Consider the following 17,821-nt stretch of genomic DNA (forward strand, 5'->3'; position numbering starts at 1 on the left):
CGTCACCTCCACTCGTGGGTAGCCTTGGCGGAGGCCGACAGGTAGGACGACGACGACTCGACCGCGAGGAGCAGCCGATGATCTTCATCACCGCGAAGTTCAAGGTCAAGCCCGAGGACGCTGACCGGTGGCCGCAGATCACCGCCGAGTTCACCCGGGCGGTGCGGGCCGAGCCCGGCTGCCTGTGGTTCGACTGGTCCCGCAGCCTGGACGACCCGAACGAGTACGTGCTCGTCGAGGCGTTCCGCGACGCCGACGCCGGGGCGGCCCACGTGGGCGCCGACCACTTCAAGCAGGCGCAGCAGGACCTGCCCCCGCACCTGGCCGAGACACCGCGGGTGGTCAACGCCAACCTCGACCAGGACGACTGGTCCGAGCTCGGTGAGATGGCGGTCCAGAGCTGAGCACCGTGACCGACGACTCGGAGCACGCACTGCTGCTCGGCCACCTGCAGCGCTGGATGGCCAAGAGCGGCCGGGCGGCGGACCTCGACCTGCTCGACGAGCTGCTGCGGCTGCGCTGGACCTACGACGAGCTGCGCGCCACCGACTGGCCGGCCGGCAGCGTGGAGCACCTGCTGCTGGAGCGCTGGCCGTCCAAGGGCGCCGTGGAGCCGCCGCCACCCGAGCGCGTGACGACCTCCCTTGACACGTGGTTCCGCTTCCTGCGCGGCACGGGGCGGCTGACGTCGGCCTCCGCCGACCCCAAGTCGTTGACGAAGGAGGCCAAGCGCGCGGCGCCGCGGATGGCCGAGGCCGCAGCCGACCGCAGTCACTGGTCGCCGACGAAGATCCTCATGGACTTCGGTGAGTCCGTCGGGATCGACCTGCAGGAGGCACCTGACCTCGAGACGTTGCAGGCGCGGATGGCCGAGGTCCAGGACCGGTGGAACTCCCTGACGGACGCCGAGCGCGGGCGCCTCATGCCCTTCCCGGACGGCGGGTTCGGCCCGCTGGGCGACGACGTCGACGATGAGCTCGACGACGACGAGTGGGACGACGACTGGGATCTGGACGGCTACGGCCCCGAGGCCACCGTCGTGCGCCTGATGACCAAGTATGCCGACCGCCTCCCGGAGCTCCCGCTGCCACCGGTGCCGGAGGTGGCTGCGGAACTTCGCGAGTCGGCATACGTCCGATCGATCCTGGCGCTGGCAGACTGGCTGGGTCCGGAGGGACGAGAGGTCACGGCGCGGGGGCTGTTGCGTCCCGCCGTCGCGCGTGAGGCGTACTCCGCGCTGGGGCTCGAGGCGGTGCACCGTCGCCTGCTCGAGCGCCGCTACCCCAACGAGGCGCTCGGCGGCGTGCGAGCCGTCGGACGCGAGAAGTGGATCGAGGGCATCCTCACCAAGCCGTGGCGCAGCGCGGGCGACTGCGAGCCGCTCGCCCGACTCTGGGAGGGCGCCCTGGCCGCAGGCCTGATCGACGCCGAGCGCAAGGTCGCGCGCTCCCTCGTCACGCCCGACACGACTGACGAGACGTGGGCGCAGCAGGGACTCATGGCCATCGTGGGCCTGGTCGAGAGCCTCGGGGTCGCCCAGCTGGAGCCGGCCCTGGATGCGATGTTGCACAGCTATGTCACCGACCGGGGCCCGACCTCCAAGGAGGAGTGGCTCAGCGCGGCCGTGGAGGCCCGGGTCGAACGCCTCGCCGCCTACCACGACGACGACTACACGCCCGACCGCGAGTTCCTCCGGGGCCTCGAGGACCACTACGCGGGAAGGGCCTGGGGCCACCTCGCCGACACGGGGCTCTACACCGAGACCGACACCGAGCTGCGCCTCACGGCGCTCGGTGAGGCGTTCGTGTCGCTGTGGCTGGCGACCCTGGTCGACGACCTGCCGGACGAGGACCTGCCGGACGAGGACGGCCCGAGCTTCGACGAATGACTGCCTGAACTGTCTCGCGGCTCCTGCGACGTCGCCTGAGACGTCGCCGCTGCGGGGGCGGCGGAATCAGGCGATGCCCGAGAAGACGATCAGGGCCCGGGACAGGGCCAGCAGGGTTGTGTCGGAGACGGCGCCGATGCGCTCGCCGAGCTTGGCGCGGGGCACGGTGGTCACCTTGTCGACCATGATGCTGCTCGGCCTGGACAGGCCGGTGCCCGGCTCCAACGGGATGCGCAGGAGAGGGATGTCGGTGGGGTCGCTGGTCACCGGGCAGATGGTGATCGAGTCGGTGGCGTCGAATCGGTCGTCCTGGATCACCAGGACTGGACGTGGCCTACCCGCATAGTGCTTGCCACCGGCAGCGGTCCACAGCTCACCGCGCCTCACTCGCCATCCTCGTCGGTGGACTCGTCGGTGAACCAGGAGACGGCGTCGACGAAGGCCTGGTCGTCGGCGGCGTGCGCGCTCGAGGCGGCGAGCGTCGACTGCCGGTGCGCCTCGGCGTCGCGCTGAGGGAACGGGCGGCTAGTCCGGGAGCTCGGGCGGGAAGCCGCCCGTCGCGATCGGCCCCCACCGCTCGATCGTGATCCGGATGAGCGACTTGCCCTGCTCCCGCATGGCCTGCCGGTACTCCGCCCAGTCCGGGTGCTCCCCGGAGATGCACCGGAAGTACTCCACCAGCGGCTCCAGCGCGTCCGGCAGATCGAGGACCTCGGCGCTGCCGTCGACCTGCACGTACGGGTCGTTCCACTCCTCGGAGTGCACCAGCACCGACACCCGCGGGTCGCGTCGCGCGTTGACCGCCTTGGCCCGCCGGGGATAGGTCGAGACCACGATCCGCCCACCCTCGTCGACTCCACAGGTCACCGGCGACAGCTGCAGCGAGCCGTCCCGCCTCCGGGTCACCAGGGTCGCGCGGTGCCGCGGCCGGATGAACTCCAGCAGCGCCTCGCGGTCCACCCGGTCCGCAGTGGCCATCTTGCGTGCCATCGGCAGCACCTCCCGCCCGCAGCCTAGAGGCGGTATGCCGTGCCTCGCCCGCCCGGCCGGCGCGGCCTTCCTATGCTGGCCGGGTGCCGGACGCCCCGCTCCGCCTCCTCCTGACGTCGGACACGCACGTGCCGAAGCGCGCCAAGGACCTGCCCGCCCAGCTGTGGCGCGCCGTGGAGGACGCGGACGTGGTCGTCCACGCCGGGGACTGGGTCGACGTCGCCCTGCTCGACGAGCTCCAGCAGCGCGCCACCCGGTTGGTCGCCTGCTGGGGCAACAACGACGGACCCGAGCTGCGCGCGCGCCTGCCCGAGGTCGCGCAGGTCGAGCTCGGCGGCCTGCGGTTCTCCGTCGTGCACGAGACCGGTCCGGCGAAGGGCCGCGAGGCCCGCTGCGACCGTGACCACGACGCCGACGTGCTCGTGTTCGGCCACAGCCACATCCCCTGGGACACGGTGACGCCACGGGGAATGCGGCTGCTCAACCCCGGGTCACCGACCGACCGGCGGCGCCAGCCGTTCTGCACCTACCTGACCGCCGAGGTCGCCGACGCCCAGCTGGGGCAGGTCACTCTGCACCGACTGCCTCCCCGCGGCTGAGGACCTCGAGGTCGCCCTCCCCCGCGAGGTGGTGGGACGGCCGGACGAACCGGCTCCCGGCGGCGCTCACGATCGCGACAACGACCGCGTCCGCCACCGCCGGCCACGGCGACCGGTCCAGGTCGTCGGCGAGGGACGCGACGCCGGCCGTGGCCGTCATACCGAGGGAGCTGGTGAGGAGGGACTGCACGAACCGGCGCCGCGGCAGTCGCCCGTAGCGACCGAGCGCGCGGTCGAGGCGGCCGAGCAACCAGGCCTGTCCGAGCACGAAGCCGCAGGCGCAGGGCAGCCACAGGTTCGGGTGCCCGCCGACCAGGTAGGCGAGCACGGGCGCGACGGTGAGGACGACGGCGAGCGCGACCGCCGTGGACGCGATGGGGAAGCGCCACGCGGAGGCACTCAGCGGGTGCAGCAGCAGGCGAGCCGGCAACACCCGGAGGTAACCCACGAGCCCGCCGGCCATCACGGCGAGTCCGCAGGACGTCAGCGCGACCAGCGCGAGCCCGTGGGCCTCCAGGCCGGCTGCGGTCATGACGGCAAGTCCCAGCACAACCACGCTCCGCGCCTTGGCGATCCCCACGACTGCCCCTTCCCCGAGGAACGTCACAGTAGGGCCGTGGACCTCGTGGTGACCGGCCATTTCGTCAATGTCGTCCGTTCGGAGGACGACGGGGACGCCGTGACGGCCTAGCAGCAACGCGTCCGACATCCTTGACAGGCAAGTTGATACTTGCCTATTGTCGACGCCCATGGGCGACGTGTTCCGCGCGCTCGCCGACGAGACCCGGCGCACGATCCTGGACGAGCTGGCCGCCCGGGACGGGCAGTCGCTGTTCGAGCTCTGCGCCCGCCTCACCATGCGGCACGGCATCACCTCGAGCCGGCAGGCCATCTCCCAGCACCTGGCCGTGCTCGAGGACGCCGGGCTCGTGGTCTCCGCGAGGGTCGGCCGGACGAAGGTCCACCACCTGCGCACGGCACCGCTCCGGCAGATCGTCGACCGCTGGCCGCTGGACCCACCCACCACGTCCTGACCCCGACCCGTTCCGCACCCACAGGAGACACCGATGCCGACCATCAACCTCACCGCCGTCTATGTCGACGACCAGGCCAAGGCGCTCGCGTTCTACACGGACGTGCTCGGCTTCGTGAAGAAGACGGACGTGCCCGTCGGGGAGTACCGGTGGCTCACTGTCGTGAGTCCGGACCAGCCCGAGGGGGTCGAGCTGCTGCTCGAGCCCGATGCCCACCCGGCCGCCAGGACGTACAAGCAGGCGCTGGTGGCGGACGGCATACCGTTCACGTCCTTCGCGGTCGCCGACGCGCAGGCGGTGCACGAGGAGCTGACTGCTCGGGGCGCCCGCATCGTGCAGCCGCCCACCGAGATGGGGCCGGTGACGACGCTGATCGTCGACGACACCTGCGGCAACCTGATCCAGCTCACCCAGATGGCCTGACCGTCACCTCGGGGTGACGGTCACCCCGAGGTGACGGTCACGACGTCCCGGCGATGTTGACCATCCAGTTGATGCCGAACTTGTCGGTGCACATGCCGAACTCGTCGCCCCACATCTGCTTCTCCAGCGGCATGGCGACGGTGCCGCCCTGGGACAGCGCCTCCCAGTAGCGGCGCAGGTCCTGGTCGTCGTCGCCGCTGAGGCTGATCGAGACGTTGTTGCCGGGCCGGTGCTCCATGCCCTTCGGGGTGTCGGCGGCCATGAGGGTGAACCCGCGCTCGGTCTCGAGCATCGCGTGCATCACCTTGTCCGCCTCGGCCGCGTCGGGGTGGCCGCCCTCGCCGAAGGTGCTCACCGTCAGTTCGCCGCCGAAGACCTCCCGGTAGAACTCCATCGCCTGCCGGGCATCGTCTTGGAACGAGAGGTAGGGGTTGAGCCGTGACGCCATGGGACCCTCCGTGACACGTCGTGGAACCACTGACCCGGCAGCCTAGTGCCGGTCGCCGACAGGCTCACCGGAAATCGGATGGCGAGCACCAGCGAGGACACCCTGGTGACGACGTTCTCGCACCACCAACCGGTCACGACGGCCGTCGCGCGGCGAGAATGACCACGTGGAGGACAGCAAGGGGGCCAGCCGGACGGCGGTGCTGGTGTGCCAGGGCCGGGCCGCCGCACACGGGCTCCTGGCACCCGACCGCTTCGCCGACCCCGTCGCTGCGGAGCTGCTGCACCCGGACGAGCTGGCGGTCGTCGAGCAGGTCCGCGCCGACGGGGCGACCGGGCACCGGTCCGGTTTCGAGGTGGAGCTGGTCCGCGGCTGCGCGGAGGTCCTCGTGCCGCGCACCCTGGCCATCGACGAGGCGGTCCGCGACGCCGGCCACCGCCAGCTGGTCGTGCTGGGTGCCGGGCTGGACAGCCGGGCCTGGCGGATGCCGGAGCTGGCGGACACCACCGTCTTCGAGGTGGACCACCCCTCCAGCCAGGCCGACAAGCGCGAGCGGGTCGCGGGGTTGAGCCCGACGGCCCAGGCTGTCGAGTTCGTGCCGGTCGACCTGCGCCGGCAGGCGCTCGGTCCCGCGCTGGGCCGCGTCCGGTTCGACCCCACCACGCCCACGACGTGGGTGTGGGAAGGCGTGGTGCCCTACCTGACGGAGACCGAGGTGGAGCGCACGGCACGGCAGCTCAGTGACCTGTCCGCCGCCGGGAGCCGACTGGTCGTGAACTACCAGGCGCCGTCCGTGGTCGCGGCACTCGGGCGTGGCCTCGTGCGGGTCAGCAGCCGCGTCTCCGGTCGTCCCAACCCGTATGCCGAGGAGCCGCACCGCTCCGCCTGGACCTCCCGGGCGCTCGGGGAGCTGCTCGCCCTCTACGGCTTCGACGTGCGCTGGGACGCGGACCTGCTCACGCTGGCCCAAGGTGTGGAGATGGCGGTCCACCACCGCCGCTCACTGCACAACGGTCACGTGCTGGTGGCCGAGGCCCGGGCGTAGCGGCGCCGATCCTCAGCCTCCGGAGTCGGCCACCTTGACGACCTCGCAGTCGGATCCGGGGACGACGAGCCGTTCGTGGCCGTCGTCGAAACGGACCACGTAGGGCGGCTCGCCCCGCTCACCCTTGACCTCGATGATCTCGCCCTCCGCGTCCGGTGCTCCGACGGTCCTGCCGTGGACGCGCAGCCGGTCTCCGGTGCTCGCCTGCATGTCACTCACCTCCGCATGTCCAGCGTAGGTGTCGCCCCGCGGCGGGGCCATCGTCGCGCGGCGCCCTCCTGGTGATCAGTCAGCCCGGTTGACCGGTCAGTCGGAGCCGTCCGGATGACCGGTCAGTCGGAGTCGTCCTGGTGCCGCAGCGCCGCCACGCCCTCGACCTCGTCGACCAGCCCGGTCCGGAACGCCGCCCGGCTGACCATGTGGCCGGACACCGGCACCGTGAGCAGCTGGAAGAGCGCCACCAGCAGCAGCATCCCGATGTCGAGCGGCGAGCGCAGCCTCAGCCCGAGGCCGAGCACGACCAGCAGCACGCCCAACACCTGCGGCTTGGTGGCGGCGTGCATCCGGCTGAGCAGGTCGCGGAAGCGCAGCAGGCCGATCGCCGCCGCCAGGCACAGCAGCGCCCCGGCGAACAGGCAGGCGGTGCCCGCGACGTCGGCGACGCCCGTCCAGCTCACTGGTCGGCTCCGTCCTGCGACGGTGCGGGGCGCTCCGCGGGCAGGGGCTCGTCCCGGTCCCGTCCCACGAACCGCGCCACCGCCACCGAACCGACGAAGCCGACCAGGGACAACGAGATGAGGATCGGCAGGGTCGTCGAGTGGCGGGTGGTCGCGGCCTCGAGCGCGAGGGCGCAGACCATCGTCGCAATGAGCACCTCGGTGGCCACCGCCCGGTCGAGGACACTCGGGCCGCGGACCACCCGGACCAGTGCCACAGCGGCCGCGGCGACCAGCACGGCCGCGATGAGGACGGTCATGACCGTCACGGACGGCCTCCCTCCTGGTCGGCGCCGGAGGCGCCGGACCTGTCGTCGTCGAACGGGGTGGGGAGCGGGTCGGGGGCCAGGGCCCGCAGCACGCGCCACTCCTGCCCGCGCACCGCGCGCCTGGTCTCCTCGACCTGGTCGTCGGTGTGCACGTCGAGGGCGTGCAGCAGGAGCAGCCCGGAGCCGGGGTCGAGGTCGATGACCACGGTGCCCGGCACGAGCGCCACCATCTCGGCGGTGATCGTGAGGAACAGGTCCTGGCGCCCCACGAGCTGCACCTGCAGCACCCGCCCGGTCACGACCGGTCCGGGCCGGATCGCCTGCCACGCCACTCGGCTGCTGGCGACGACGAGGTCGAGGAGGAACCGCGCGGCGAGTACCACCAGGGCGAGGGGGCGCACCCGCACACCCACGATGAGCCGGGGCAGGGGGAAGGCCACGAGCACCAGGGCGCTCAGGAGCAGTCCGGACAGGACGTTGCCCCAGGTGACGCTGCCCTGCAGCAGCAACCAGATCGCGGTCAACCAGACCAGCGGGAAGGGCTGGACGCGGCGGGGCCTCACGGGACCCCCTTGGGGTAGACCGACTGGATGTAGGGCGTGCGCTGCAGCATGTCGGTGGCCGACCGGTCCGTGATGCCGAACAGGGGGCCGGCGACGACGGAGATCCCCACCCCCACCACCACCAGCGCCGCGGTGGGCGCGACGACCCCGGCGGCGAGGGCGCCCCGCCGTTGCGGCCGGCGCATCGCCGCGACGGCATCGGTCGGCGCCCGCCAGAACGCCCGCCCCCACACCCGGCTCATCGCGTAGAGCGTCAGGAGGCTGGTCACGACCGACCCCGCGATGAGCACGTAGGCCAGCCAGGTGCCGGCCGCGGCGCCGGCCTCCATGAGCCCGACCTTGCCGAGGAAGCCGGAGAACGGCGGGATGCCCGCGAGGTTCATCGCCGGGATGAAGAACAGCACGCCCAGCAGCGGCGCCGCTCGCGCCAGTCCACCGAGCTCGGAGAGCGCGGTGCTGCCGCCGCGGCGCTCGACCAGCCCGGCGACGAGGAACAGCGTGGTCTGGATGGTGATGTGGTGGGCGACGTAGAAGATCGCCGAGGAGAACCCGGCGACGGACCCGATGGCGATGCCGAAGGTCATGTAGCCGATGTGGCTGACCAGGGTGAACGAGAGCATGCGCTTGAGGTCGTCCTGGGCCACCGCCCCGAGGATCCCGACGAGCATGGTGAGCAGCGAGGCCCACAGCAGCAGGTCGGTGAGTCGGCCGTCGGGGAAGAGCAGGGTCTGGGTCCGGATGATCGCGTAGACGCCGACCTTGGTGAGCAGGCCCGCGAAGACGGCGGTCACCGGTGCCGGCGCCGTCGGGTAGGAGTCCGGCAGCCAGCCCGACATCGGGAAGACGGCGGCCTTGATGGCGAAGCCGAGCAGGAGCATGACCTGCAGCGCGAGCCGCGTCCCGCTCGGCAGCGCGTCCAGGCGGCCGGCGAGCTGCGCGAGGTTCACGGTGCCGGTCGCGGCATACACGAGGGCGATCGCGACCAGGAAGACCAGGGAGGAGAGCATGCTCACGAGCACGTAGGTGACGCCGGCCCGCACGCGCGGGGGTGTGCCGCCGAGGGTGAGCAGCACGAAGCTCGCCATGAGCAGCATCTCGAAGCCGACGTAGATGTGGAACAGGTCACCGGAGACGAAGGTGGTGGCGACGCCGGCGGCGAGCACCATCATCGTCGGGTGGAAGATCGGCAGCGGTGCCTCGCCGTCGCTCTCGTCGTCGAAGGACGAGCGCCCCTGCCCGATCGAGTAGAGCAGCACCGCCAGCGTCACCAGCGAGGAGACGACGAGCATGAGGGCGGCGAGCCGGTCGACGACGAGCACGATGCCGAGCGGCGGTGGCCACCCGCCGACGTCGACCACCTGCGGCCCGTCGTGGTCGGCGGCCCAGAGCAGCGCGCCGGAGACGCCGAGCACCACGGTCAGCACGGTCACCGACACGACGCGCTGGATGCGGGTATGCCGTCCCGCGGCGATCGTGATGCCGGCACCCACCAGCGGCAGCGCCACGGGCAGCGGGACGAGGGCGTCGAACGCCGCCGGGTGCAGCCCGCTCACCGCCGCTCCCCCTCGCCGACACCCGCGAACTCGCTGAAGTCCGGCGGTTCGTCCGGCTCGCGCTCGTAGTCACTGTCGGTCAGGTCGTTGGACTCCGCCTTCTGGGTGATCCGCGTGTCCTCCGGGTCGTCCTCCTGCACGTCGTGGTCGGACAGCTGCCAGGAGCGGTGGGCCAGGGCGAGGAGGAAGGCCGTGGTGCCGAGGGTGATGACGATCGCGGTCAGCACCATCGCCTGCGGCAGCGGGTCGCTCATGTCCGAGACGGGGCTGGCGCCGACGATCGGCGCCCGGCCGGCCGGGCCACTGGCCACGAGGAACAGGATGTTGGCCCCGTTGCCGAGCAGCAGCAGCCCGATGAGGGCCCGGACGATGCTGCGGGCGAGCAGCAGGTAGACGCCGGCGGCGAAGAGCACGCCGACGAGCAGGCAGAGGGTGAGGTTGGGGACCATCAGGGCGCCCCCTCCGCGCCGCGGGACCGACCGTGGACGGGCCGCCGGACGGCCCGACCCGCGGGACCGGGCCCGTCCTGCTCCTGCTCGATCAGGCCGTCGATCCCCGACCCGAGGCTGCGCAGGATGTCCAGCACCAGCCCGATGACGACGAGGTAGACGCCGATGTCGAAGAACACCGAGGTCACGAGGTGCACCGAACCGATCAGGGGCAGGTGCACGTCGAAGATCCAGCTCTGCAGCACGTCACCCCCGAAGGCCAGCGACACCAGCCCCACACCGGCGGACAGGAACAGCCCGGCACCGAGCAGCAGACCCGGCATGACCGGCGCCGCGGCGCGCAGCTCGTCCCGTTCACCGGCGAGGTAGCGGACGGCCAGGCCCAGCCCGACGACGAGCCCCGCGGCGAACCCGCCGCCGGGGTGGTTGTGCCCGGAGAAGAGCAGGTAGAGCGACCAGAGCACCATCGTGTGGAAGACCAGCCGGGTGACGACCTCGAAGATCACCGAGCGCCGCTCCGGGCTCATGGCCGAGCCCTCGGCCAGCCACGGGCTGCCGGCGTTGCCCCCCACCGAGGCGTGCGTGCGGCGCAGGCTGCGTGCCTTCTCCAGCAGCCGCCGGCTCAGCGTCAGGTTGTCCTCGCGCAGGAAGATCAGGCTGGCCACGCCGGTCGCGGCCACGAGGACGACCGAGATCTCGCCCATGGTGTCCCACGCGCGGATGTCCACCAGGGTCACGTTGACGATGTTGTTGCCGCCGCCGAACTCCACGGCCCCCTCGGCGAACCTCGCCGTCATCGGCCCGGCGCTGCGGACGCTGGTCGCGGTGAGCGCGAGGGCCGTGACGACGGCGCCGACGGCGATCCCGAGCAGGGCCCGTGCCCGCCGGGTCATCCGCGAGGGGTTGTCGTTGAACTTTCCGGACAGCCGGCGGACGACGAGGACGAAGACGACGAGGGAGAGGGTCTCGACGAGCACCTGGGTCAACGCGAGGTCGGGTGCGCCGTGCAGCAGGAAGAGCAGCGCGGTCCCGTAGCCGGTGACGCCGACGAGGAAGACGGCACGCAGCCGGCGCCGGGCGCGGGTGGTGAAGAAGGCGGCCGCGGCGATGAGCACGGCGACGGCCGGCTGGGTGAGGTTGTCGGCCCACCGCACCTGCGAGGGCCACGCCACCCCCCTCAGCAGCACGACACCGGGGACCGCGACCGTGGTGACCAGGACCAGCCCGAGCGAGAGCGGCAGCGAACCGCGCTGCAGCGCACCGGTCACCTCGAGCGAGACCCGGTCCAGGCTGCGCATCAGCAGGCGGTATCCGCCCTCGGCGCTCGGACGTTGCGGCAGGAGCGCCTGGCCACGCTCGACCTGCGAGCGCAGCAGGAACAGGCCGGCGCCCAGGGCCACCGTGAGGGCCGAGAGCAGCAGCGCGGGCGTGAGTCCGTGCCACAGGCCGAGGTGCACGGACTGCTCCGGTGCGGGCCACTGCTGCACGTAGTGGCGCACGAACTGCTCGCCCCGGCCGGCGGCCGGTCCACCCGCGACGGTGAGCACGGAGAGCAGGACCGGAACGCCGACGAGCAGGGGCCCGGTGGGCTCGACCCGGCTCGGCTCGCGGGCCGGCCGGTCACCGAAGGCGCCCCACAGGAAGCGCGCCGCGTAGGCGAAGGTCAGGACCGACCCCGCCACCAGCGCGGCCAGGGTCCACCCGCTCCACCCGGCCGGGCCACCGGCACCGGGCAGCAGGGAGGTGTACGCCGCCTCCTTCCCGACGAACCCCAGCATCGGCGGTATGCCGGCCATGGACGCCGCGGCGACCAGCGAGGTCACGGCGAGTGCCGGCATACGGCGGCGCAGGCCACTGAGCTCGCGCAGGTCCCGCGTCCCGCAGCGGTGGTCGATGGCGCCGACGACCAGGAACAGGCAGGACTTGAACAACGCGTGGCCGACGAGGACGGTCACCCCGGCGAGCGCGGCCGCACGCGTCCCGGTGCCGACGAGCACCGTGAGGTAACCCAGCTGGCTCACGGTGCCGTAGGCGAGCAGCAGCTTGAGGTCGTGCTGGCGCAGCGCACGCCAGCCGCCGAGCAGCATCGTTCCCGCCCCCAGCACGAGCAGCAGCGGCCGCCAGACCGGGACGTCGGCGAAGGCGGGGGCGAGCCGGGCGACGAGGTAGATGCCGGCCTTGACCATCGCGGCGGCGTGCAGGTAGGCGCTCACCGGGGTGGGGGCTGCCATCGCGCCGGGGAGCCAGAAGTGGAACGGGACGAGCGCGGACTTGCTCACGGCGCCGACGAGGAGCAGGGCCACCGCCGTCGTCGCCAGGGTGCCGGTCGGCGGGTGGGCGAGCAGGGCCGACAGGCGGTAGGTGCCCGTCTCCTCCCCCAGCAGGACGATGCCGGTGAGCATGGCCAGCCCGCCGGCGGTGGTGACGACGAGGGCCTGGGTCGCGGCGGACCGGCTCGACCTGCTGGCCGGGCGGTGCCCGATCAGCAGGTAGGACAGGATGGTCGTCAGTTCCCAGAACAGGTAGAGGACCAGCAGGTCGTCGGAGGTGACCAGGCCGAGCATGGCGCCGGCGAATCCGGTGAGGCAGGAGGCGAACTGGGCCAGTCCGGGCTCGTCGTCGGCGAAGTAGTCGGCGCAGTAGAGCAGCACGAGCGCACCGACGCCGCCGACGACCAGGGTCAGCAGCCACGCGAGGGTGTCGAGCCGGAACGACAGTCCCATGCCGATCGACGGGACCCACGGCACCGAGGTCGACGGGAGGTGGCCGCCCAGCACGGCTCCGGTCTGCGACAGCGCCCACGCCGCCGCGGCGGCGGGCGGTGCCGCGAGGAGCAGGAACGCCTTGCGACCCCAGAGCCGCACCAGGAGTGGCGCGACGACGGCAGCGAGAAGGTGCACACCGAGGAGCGCGAGCAACGGCGCCTCCCTCGTGATCGTCGTGACCGACTCAGCGTCGGCGTCGCGGCGTCACCTGCGGAGCACGCACAGCCGCTGCCCCGCAGGAGGCACGATCCTATCCGCCGGACAACACCGCCGACCCGGCCGTCTCACGCCTGCGGCCACGGCCACAGGCCGTTGACGCGCATGCAGTGTTCTGCGGCGGCGAGGACGGCCTCCCCACGGTCACCGAGTCCCTCGCGCACCCAGGTCCGCCACTGCTCCGCGCTGATCCCCTCGGCCGACGCCCCCATCGCGAGCCGGGCCAAGTCAGTGATGTGCCCGGAACAGGCCGCTCGGTCAAGGCCCTCCACGTTGCCGGCCGGGCTCTCGACGAGTTCGCCGTGCGCCGCGAGCAACCCTTGTTCCGCATCCACGAACGCCTGCTGTGTCTGCTCTCGGTAGCCCACGGTCCCGACCATAGCCCCACCATTTGCACTTGTGACCCTCCCACAACGCGAGTAGAACCTAATGGACTCGAGCTCTGCACGAGATGAGGTGGTGGCGTGTCCGACCCCGAAGCACCTGCCAAGGAGACGGGACGCCCCGGGAGATCGACCTCCTCGGACGAGCTGGCGCCGTTGTTGCCGGCCGGTGAACCCATCGAGCAGCTGCTGCGCAAGGCGCAGTTCTTCCTGCCGGGCACCCCCAGCGACGACTACCGCACCCTGCACCGCGTCGGCGGACGCGCGGCGGAGGAGTTCTGGCACGAACGGTGGCGACACGACAAGGTGGTCCGCTCCACCCACGGCGTGAACTGCACCGGGTCCTGCTCCTGGAAGGTCTACGTCAAGGACGGGATCATCACCTGGGAGACGCAGCAGACCGACTACCCGTCGGTCGGTCCCGACTCCCCCGAGTACGAGCCGTGCGGCTGCCCGCGCGGCGCGTCCTTCTCCTGGTACACCTACTCCCCCTCGCGCGTGCGCTACCCCTACGTCCGGGGTCCGCTGCTGGAGATGTGGCGCGAGGCCCGCAGCCGGCTCGACCCCGTGGCAGCCTGGGCGGAGATCACCAACGACCCGGAGCGGACCGTGCGCTACAAGAGCGCCCGGGGCAAGGGCGGCTTCGTGCGGGCCTCGTGGCCCGAGGTGGTGGAGCTCATCGCCGCGGCGCACGTGCACACCGTCAAGCGCTACGGCCCGGACCGCGTGGTCGGCTTCTCGCCGATCCCGGCGATGTCGCAGGTGTCCTACTCGGTGGGGACGCGCTTCCTGTCGATGATCGGCGGCACGATCCTGTCGTTCTACGACTGGTACGCCGACCTGCCCCCCGCCTCCCCGCAGGTGTTCGGCGACCAGACCGACGTGCCCGAGTCCGGCGACTGGTGGAACTCGTCCTACCTCGTCGTGTGGGGAACGAACCTGCCGATCACGCGCACGCCGGACGCGCACTTCATGACCGAGGCGCGCTACCGCGGCCAGAAGGTCGTGGTGGTCAGCCCGGACTACTCCGACCACACCAAGTTCGCGGACGACTGGCTCGCCGCGGTGCCCGGCACGGACGGCGCCCTGGCGATGGCGATGGGCCACGTCGTCCTCACCGAGTTCTTCCGTGACCGGCAGGTGCCCTACTTCACCGACTACGTGAAGACGTACACCGACCTGCCGTTCCTCGTGACCCTGCGCGAGCACGGCGACGCGTGGGTGCCCGACCACTTCCTGACCGCGGCCGACCTCGGCGACACGGTCGGGGAGGAGGCCGCCGAGTTCAAGACGGTGGTGCTCGACGCCGCCGGCGTGCCGCGGGTGCCGAACGGCTCCATCGGGTTCCGGCACTCCCCCACAGGCGTGGGTCGCTGGAACCTCGACCTCGGTGAGGTCGACCCGCTGCTCACCCTCCACGGGCGCCATGAGGACGCCGTGCCCGTCGACCTGCCGCGCTTCGATGTCGGTGAGACACAAGGCGGTTCGGTCATCCGCCGGGGGGTCCCGGTGCGGCGGGTCGCCGGCCGCCTGGTCACCACGGTCTTCGACCTCCTGATGGCGCAGTATGCCGTCCCGCGCGACGGGCTCCCCGGCGAGTGGCCGTCGGGTTACGACGACCCCGTCCTCGGCACGCCCGCGTGGCAGGAGCAGATCACCACCGTGCCCGCGGCCGCTGCGGCGCGCGTGGCGCGGGAATTCGCCCGCAATGCCGAGCTGTCGCACGGGCGCTCGATGATCGCGATGGGCGCCGGCACCAACCACTGGTACCACTCCGACCAGATCTACCGGACCTTCTTCACCCTGGTGATGCTGTGCGGCTGCGAGGGCGTCAACGGCGGCGGCTGGGCGCACTACGTGGGCCAGGAGAAGGTGCGCCCGCTCACCGGCTTCCAGAACCTCGCCTTCGCCATGGACTGGCAGCGGCCCACTCGGCACATGACGGGCACGTCCTTCTTCTACCTGCACACCGACCAGTGGCGCTACGAGAAGTTCGGCGCCGGTGAGCTCGCCAGCCCGCTGGGGCGGGGGACCTTCCGCGGGCGTGCCTTCGCCGACTGCCTCGCCCAGGCGAGCCGCATGGGGTGGACTCCCTCGCACCCCACCTTCAACCGCAACCCCCTCGACCTGTGCGACGAGGCCGTCGCGGCCGGGCGGTCGGTGCCCGACCACATCGTCGAGGAGCTCAAGGCCGGCCGGCTGAAGTTCGCCAACACCGACCCCGACGACCCGGCGAACTTCCCCCGCGTCCTGACCGTCTGGCGCGCCAACCTGCTCGGCTCCTCCGGCAAGGGCATGGAGTACTTCATGCGCCACCTGCTCGGCACCGAGGACGCGGTGCGCGCCGACGAGACGGCACCCGAGGGCCGCCCGGTGGAGCTGACGTGGCGCGACCCCGCCCCCCGCGGCAAGCTCGACCTCGTCACCACCCTCGACTTCCGGATGACCAGTTCCTGCACGCACGCCGACATCGTGCTGCCCGCCGCCACGTGGTACGAGAAGCACGACATCTCCACCACCGACATGCACCCGTTCGTGCACTCGTTCAACCCGGCGATCGCCCCGCCGTGGGAGGCCAAGACCGACTTCGAGACGTTCCACCTGATCGCGCGCGCGTTCTCCCGGCTCGCCGCCCAGCACCTCGGCACCCGCACCGACGTGATCGCGGCACCGCTGATGCACGACAGCCCCGACGAGATCGCCCAGCCCGGTGGCCGCATGCTCGACTGGACCCGGGGCGAGTGCGACCCGATCCCCGGCCGGACGATGCCCAAGCTCATCACCATCGAGCGGGACTACTCCGTCGTCGACCAGAAGCTGGCCGCGATCGGCCCGCTCAACGACACCTTGGGCACCGGGGTCAAGGGCCTGAGCTGGAAGCCGGTCGAGGCGATGGACTACCTCGGCCGGGTGAACGGCCGGATCCGGGGCGGCGTCGCCGACGGACGGCCGGCGCTCACCCGCGACGTGCACCTCGCCGAAGGGTTGCTCGCCCTCTCCGGCACCACGAACGGGCGCGTGGCCGTCCAGGGGTGGCGGGAGATGGAGCAGCAGACCGGTCAACGGCTCGCCGACCTCGCGGAGGAGCGCGCCGACCAGCAGATCACCTTCCACGACACTCAGGTGCAGCCGCGCGCCGTCATCACCTCCGCGGAGTGGTCCGGCAGCGAGTCCGGCGGCCGGCGCTACGCCCCGTTCGTGGTCAACGTCGAACGGCTCACCCCGTGGCACACCCTCACCGGCCGGATGCAGTTCTTCCTCGACCACGACTGGATGGCCGAGTACGGCGAGCTGCTCCCGGCATACCGTCCGCCGCTCAACTATCGGAGCTTCTACGGCAACCAGGGCGTCGGGGAGGAGGGCAGACCCGAGATCACGGTGCGCTACCTCACCCCGCACTCGAAGTGGTCGATCCACAGCGAGTACCAGGACAACCTGCACATGCTGCGCCTCTTCCGCGGCGGGCCGGTGATCTGGATGAACCCGGACGACGCGAAGGTCATCGGGGTCACGGACAACGACTGGATCGAGGCGTTCAACCGCAACGGTGTCGTGGCCTGCCGCGCGGTGGTGAGTCACCGGATGCCGCCGGGGACGGTGTACATGTACCACGCCAAGGACCGGCACCTGATGACCCCGCGGTCGGAGATCTCCGGCTGGCACGGCGGTGGCGACAACTCCCTGACCCGGCTGATCATCAAGCCGACCCACGTCATCGGTGGATACGGGCAGTTCTCCTGGGGGTTCAACTACTACGGCCCGACCGGGAGCCAGCGTGACGAGTGGACCGTCATCCGCCGGCGGTCCCAGGAGGTGGAGTTCTGATGCGCGTCAAGGCGCAGATGGCCATGGTCATGAACCTCGACAAGTGCATCGGGTGCCACACCTGCACCGTGACCTGCAAACAGGTGTGGACGAACCGGCCGGGCACCGAGTACGTCTACTTCAACAATGTCGAGACCAAGCCCGGCATCGGCTACCCGAAGCGCTACGAGGACCAGAACCAGTGGCACGGCGGCTGGACGCTCGACAAGAAGGGGCGGCTGCAGCTGCGGGCCGGTGGCCGGCTGAAGAAGCTGCTGTCGATCTTCTACAACCCCGACCTGCCCTCGATCGACGACTACGGCGAGCCGTGGACCTACGACTACCAACGCCTCATCGACGCCCCGCTCGGCACACACAACCCGTCGGCCCACTCGATCTCCGCGTTGAGCGGGCAGGACATGACGATGAAGTGGGGCGGCAACTGGGACGACGACCTCGCCGGCTCGCCGGTCACCGCCGTCCAGGACCCCAACCTCGCCGGGCTCGAGGACAAGGTCAAGATGGAGTTCGAGCAGGCGTTCATGTTCTACCTGCCGCGCATCTGCGAGCACTGCCTGAACCCCTCCTGTGTCGCATCCTGCCCCTCCGGCGCGATGTACAAGCGCGACGAGGACGGGATCGTCCTGGTCGACCAGGACCGTTGCCGCGGTTGGCG

Annotated in this window: 20 protein-coding genes; 8 read left to right on the forward strand and 12 right to left on the reverse strand. The window is 71.5% G+C overall.

Annotated features, from left to right (window positions below; all coding sequences use genetic code 11):
* Nucleotides 1–77: 77 nt before the first annotated feature.
* Entirely contained in the window at nucleotides 78–404 is a 327-nt protein-coding gene (locus tag VFL99_RS07690; protein ID WP_325105751.1) for a putative quinol monooxygenase, read from the forward strand.
* 5 nt (nucleotides 405–409) lie between these two features.
* Entirely contained in the window at nucleotides 410–1,888 is a 1,479-nt protein-coding gene (locus tag VFL99_RS07695) for a hypothetical protein (protein ID WP_325105752.1), read from the forward strand.
* A gap of 66 nt (nucleotides 1,889–1,954) precedes the next feature.
* Here the strand turns inward: VFL99_RS07695 and VFL99_RS07700 are convergent, their stop codons facing one another.
* Nucleotides 1,955–2,275, reverse strand: a complete 321-nt coding sequence (locus VFL99_RS07700; protein ID WP_325105753.1) for a type II toxin-antitoxin system PemK/MazF family toxin — start codon at nucleotides 2,273–2,275, stop codon at nucleotides 1,955–1,957.
* A 138-nt stretch (nucleotides 2,276–2,413) separates the two neighbouring features.
* Nucleotides 2,414–2,878 (reverse strand): PPOX class F420-dependent oxidoreductase, encoded by a 465-nt coding sequence (locus VFL99_RS07705; protein ID WP_325105754.1) that lies wholly within the window; start codon nucleotides 2,876–2,878, stop codon nucleotides 2,414–2,416.
* Between the two features lie 83 nt (nucleotides 2,879–2,961).
* On the opposite strand from VFL99_RS07705, the gene VFL99_RS07710 reads away from it, so the two are divergent.
* Nucleotides 2,962–3,477 carry a metallophosphoesterase family protein gene (locus VFL99_RS07710; RefSeq protein ID WP_325105755.1) on the forward strand — a complete coding sequence of 172 codons (516 nt, stop codon included), beginning with the start codon at nucleotides 2,962–2,964 and terminating at the stop codon, nucleotides 3,475–3,477.
* Here VFL99_RS07710 and VFL99_RS07715 read toward each other — a convergent pair.
* Nucleotides 3,446–4,057: a hypothetical protein gene (locus VFL99_RS07715; RefSeq protein WP_325105756.1), complete on the reverse strand. Its 612-nt coding sequence runs from the start codon at nucleotides 4,055–4,057 to the stop codon at nucleotides 3,446–3,448. The genes VFL99_RS07710 and VFL99_RS07715 overlap by 32 nt on opposite strands.
* A 169-nt stretch (nucleotides 4,058–4,226) precedes the next feature.
* Here VFL99_RS07715 and VFL99_RS07720 point away from each other — a divergent pair, with 169 nt between their 5' ends.
* A complete protein-coding gene (locus tag VFL99_RS07720) occupies nucleotides 4,227–4,511 on the forward strand; it encodes an ArsR/SmtB family transcription factor (protein WP_325105757.1) in 285 nt (94 codons plus the stop codon).
* A 33-nt stretch (nucleotides 4,512–4,544) separates the two neighbouring features.
* Nucleotides 4,545–4,934: a VOC family protein gene (locus VFL99_RS07725; protein WP_325105758.1), complete on the forward strand. Its 390-nt coding sequence runs from the start codon at nucleotides 4,545–4,547 to the stop codon at nucleotides 4,932–4,934.
* Between the two features lie 37 nt (nucleotides 4,935–4,971).
* On the opposite strand, the gene VFL99_RS07730 is transcribed toward VFL99_RS07725, so the two are convergent.
* Entirely contained in the window at nucleotides 4,972–5,382 is a 411-nt protein-coding gene (locus VFL99_RS07730) for a VOC family protein (RefSeq protein WP_325105759.1), read from the reverse strand.
* 166 nt (nucleotides 5,383–5,548) lie between these two features.
* On the opposite strand from VFL99_RS07730, the gene VFL99_RS07735 reads away from it, so the two are divergent.
* Entirely contained in the window at nucleotides 5,549–6,427 is an 879-nt protein-coding gene (locus tag VFL99_RS07735; protein WP_325105760.1) for a class I SAM-dependent methyltransferase, read from the forward strand.
* A 12-nt stretch (nucleotides 6,428–6,439) separates the two neighbouring features.
* Here VFL99_RS07735 and VFL99_RS07740 read toward each other — a convergent pair whose 3' ends face one another.
* The 8 genes from VFL99_RS07740 to VFL99_RS07775 form a co-directional block, all read right to left on the reverse strand.
* Nucleotides 6,440–6,637, reverse strand: a complete 198-nt coding sequence (locus VFL99_RS07740; RefSeq protein WP_325105769.1) for a DUF1918 domain-containing protein — start codon at nucleotides 6,635–6,637, stop codon at nucleotides 6,440–6,442.
* A gap of 122 nt (nucleotides 6,638–6,759) precedes the next feature.
* Nucleotides 6,760–7,104, reverse strand: a complete 345-nt coding sequence (gene mnhG / locus VFL99_RS07745) for a monovalent cation/H(+) antiporter subunit G (RefSeq protein ID WP_325105761.1) — start codon at nucleotides 7,102–7,104, stop codon at nucleotides 6,760–6,762.
* Complete coding sequence (locus tag VFL99_RS07750; protein WP_325105770.1) at nucleotides 7,101–7,403, reverse strand: monovalent cation/H+ antiporter complex subunit F; 303 nt, start codon at nucleotides 7,401–7,403, stop codon at nucleotides 7,101–7,103. Before VFL99_RS07750 ends, mnhG begins: the two co-directional genes overlap by 4 nt.
* Nucleotides 7,404–7,408: 5 nt before the next feature.
* Nucleotides 7,409–7,975, reverse strand: a complete 567-nt coding sequence (locus VFL99_RS07755) for a Na+/H+ antiporter subunit E (RefSeq protein WP_325105762.1) — start codon at nucleotides 7,973–7,975, stop codon at nucleotides 7,409–7,411.
* A complete protein-coding gene (locus VFL99_RS07760; protein WP_325105763.1) occupies nucleotides 7,972–9,528 on the reverse strand; it encodes a Na+/H+ antiporter subunit D in 1,557 nt (518 codons plus the stop codon). Before VFL99_RS07760 ends, VFL99_RS07755 begins: the two co-directional genes overlap by 4 nt.
* A complete protein-coding gene (locus VFL99_RS07765) occupies nucleotides 9,525–9,977 on the reverse strand; it encodes a Na(+)/H(+) antiporter subunit C (protein WP_325105764.1) in 453 nt (150 codons plus the stop codon). Before VFL99_RS07765 ends, VFL99_RS07760 begins: the two co-directional genes overlap by 4 nt.
* Nucleotides 9,977–12,895 (reverse strand): Na+/H+ antiporter subunit A, encoded by a 2,919-nt coding sequence (locus VFL99_RS07770; RefSeq protein ID WP_325105765.1) that lies wholly within the window; start codon nucleotides 12,893–12,895, stop codon nucleotides 9,977–9,979. The genes VFL99_RS07765 and VFL99_RS07770 overlap by 1 nt, the downstream gene beginning before the upstream one ends.
* A gap of 131 nt (nucleotides 12,896–13,026) precedes the next feature.
* On the reverse strand, nucleotides 13,027–13,338 hold the full coding sequence (locus tag VFL99_RS07775) for a hypothetical protein (RefSeq protein ID WP_325105766.1): 312 nt from the start codon (nucleotides 13,336–13,338) through the stop codon (nucleotides 13,027–13,029).
* Nucleotides 13,339–13,488: 150 nt separating this feature from the next.
* On the opposite strand from VFL99_RS07775, the gene VFL99_RS07780 reads away from it, so the two are divergent.
* Both VFL99_RS07780 and VFL99_RS07785 read left to right on the forward strand, forming a co-directional pair.
* Nucleotides 13,489–17,166, forward strand: coding sequence for a nitrate reductase subunit alpha (locus tag VFL99_RS07780; protein WP_414713731.1), 3,678 nt, complete (start codon nucleotides 13,489–13,491; stop codon nucleotides 17,164–17,166).
* Nucleotides 17,166–17,821: 4Fe-4S dicluster domain-containing protein (locus VFL99_RS07785; RefSeq protein WP_325105767.1), on the forward strand; the 656-nt coding region annotated here is incomplete at its 3' end. The genes VFL99_RS07780 and VFL99_RS07785, both read left to right, overlap by 1 nt.

The sequence above is a fragment of the Segeticoccus sp. genome (assembly GCF_035708005.1).

Excerpts from the sequence above, each read along its gene's own strand:
- VFL99_RS07730 (WP_325105759.1), bottom strand. The coding sequence starts at position 5,382 with ATGGCGTCACGGCTCAACCCCTACCTCTCGTTCCAAGACGATGCCCGG.
- VFL99_RS07740 (WP_325105769.1), bottom strand. The coding sequence starts at position 6,637 with ATGCAGGCGAGCACCGGAGACCGGCTGCGCGTCCACGGCAGGACCGTC.
- VFL99_RS07775 (WP_325105766.1), bottom strand. The coding sequence starts at position 13,338 with ATGGTCGGGACCGTGGGCTACCGAGAGCAGACACAGCAGGCGTTCGTG.
- VFL99_RS07720 (WP_325105757.1), top strand. The coding sequence starts at position 4,227 with ATGGGCGACGTGTTCCGCGCGCTCGCCGACGAGACCCGGCGCACGATC.
- VFL99_RS07690 (WP_325105751.1), top strand. The coding sequence starts at position 78 with ATGATCTTCATCACCGCGAAGTTCAAGGTCAAGCCCGAGGACGCTGAC.
- VFL99_RS07725 (WP_325105758.1), top strand. The coding sequence starts at position 4,545 with ATGCCGACCATCAACCTCACCGCCGTCTATGTCGACGACCAGGCCAAG.
- VFL99_RS07765 (WP_325105764.1), bottom strand. The coding sequence starts at position 9,977 with ATGGTCCCCAACCTCACCCTCTGCCTGCTCGTCGGCGTGCTCTTCGCC.
- VFL99_RS07705 (WP_325105754.1), bottom strand. The coding sequence starts at position 2,878 with ATGGCACGCAAGATGGCCACTGCGGACCGGGTGGACCGCGAGGCGCTG.
- VFL99_RS07750 (WP_325105770.1), bottom strand. The coding sequence starts at position 7,403 with ATGACCGTCCTCATCGCGGCCGTGCTGGTCGCCGCGGCCGCTGTGGCA.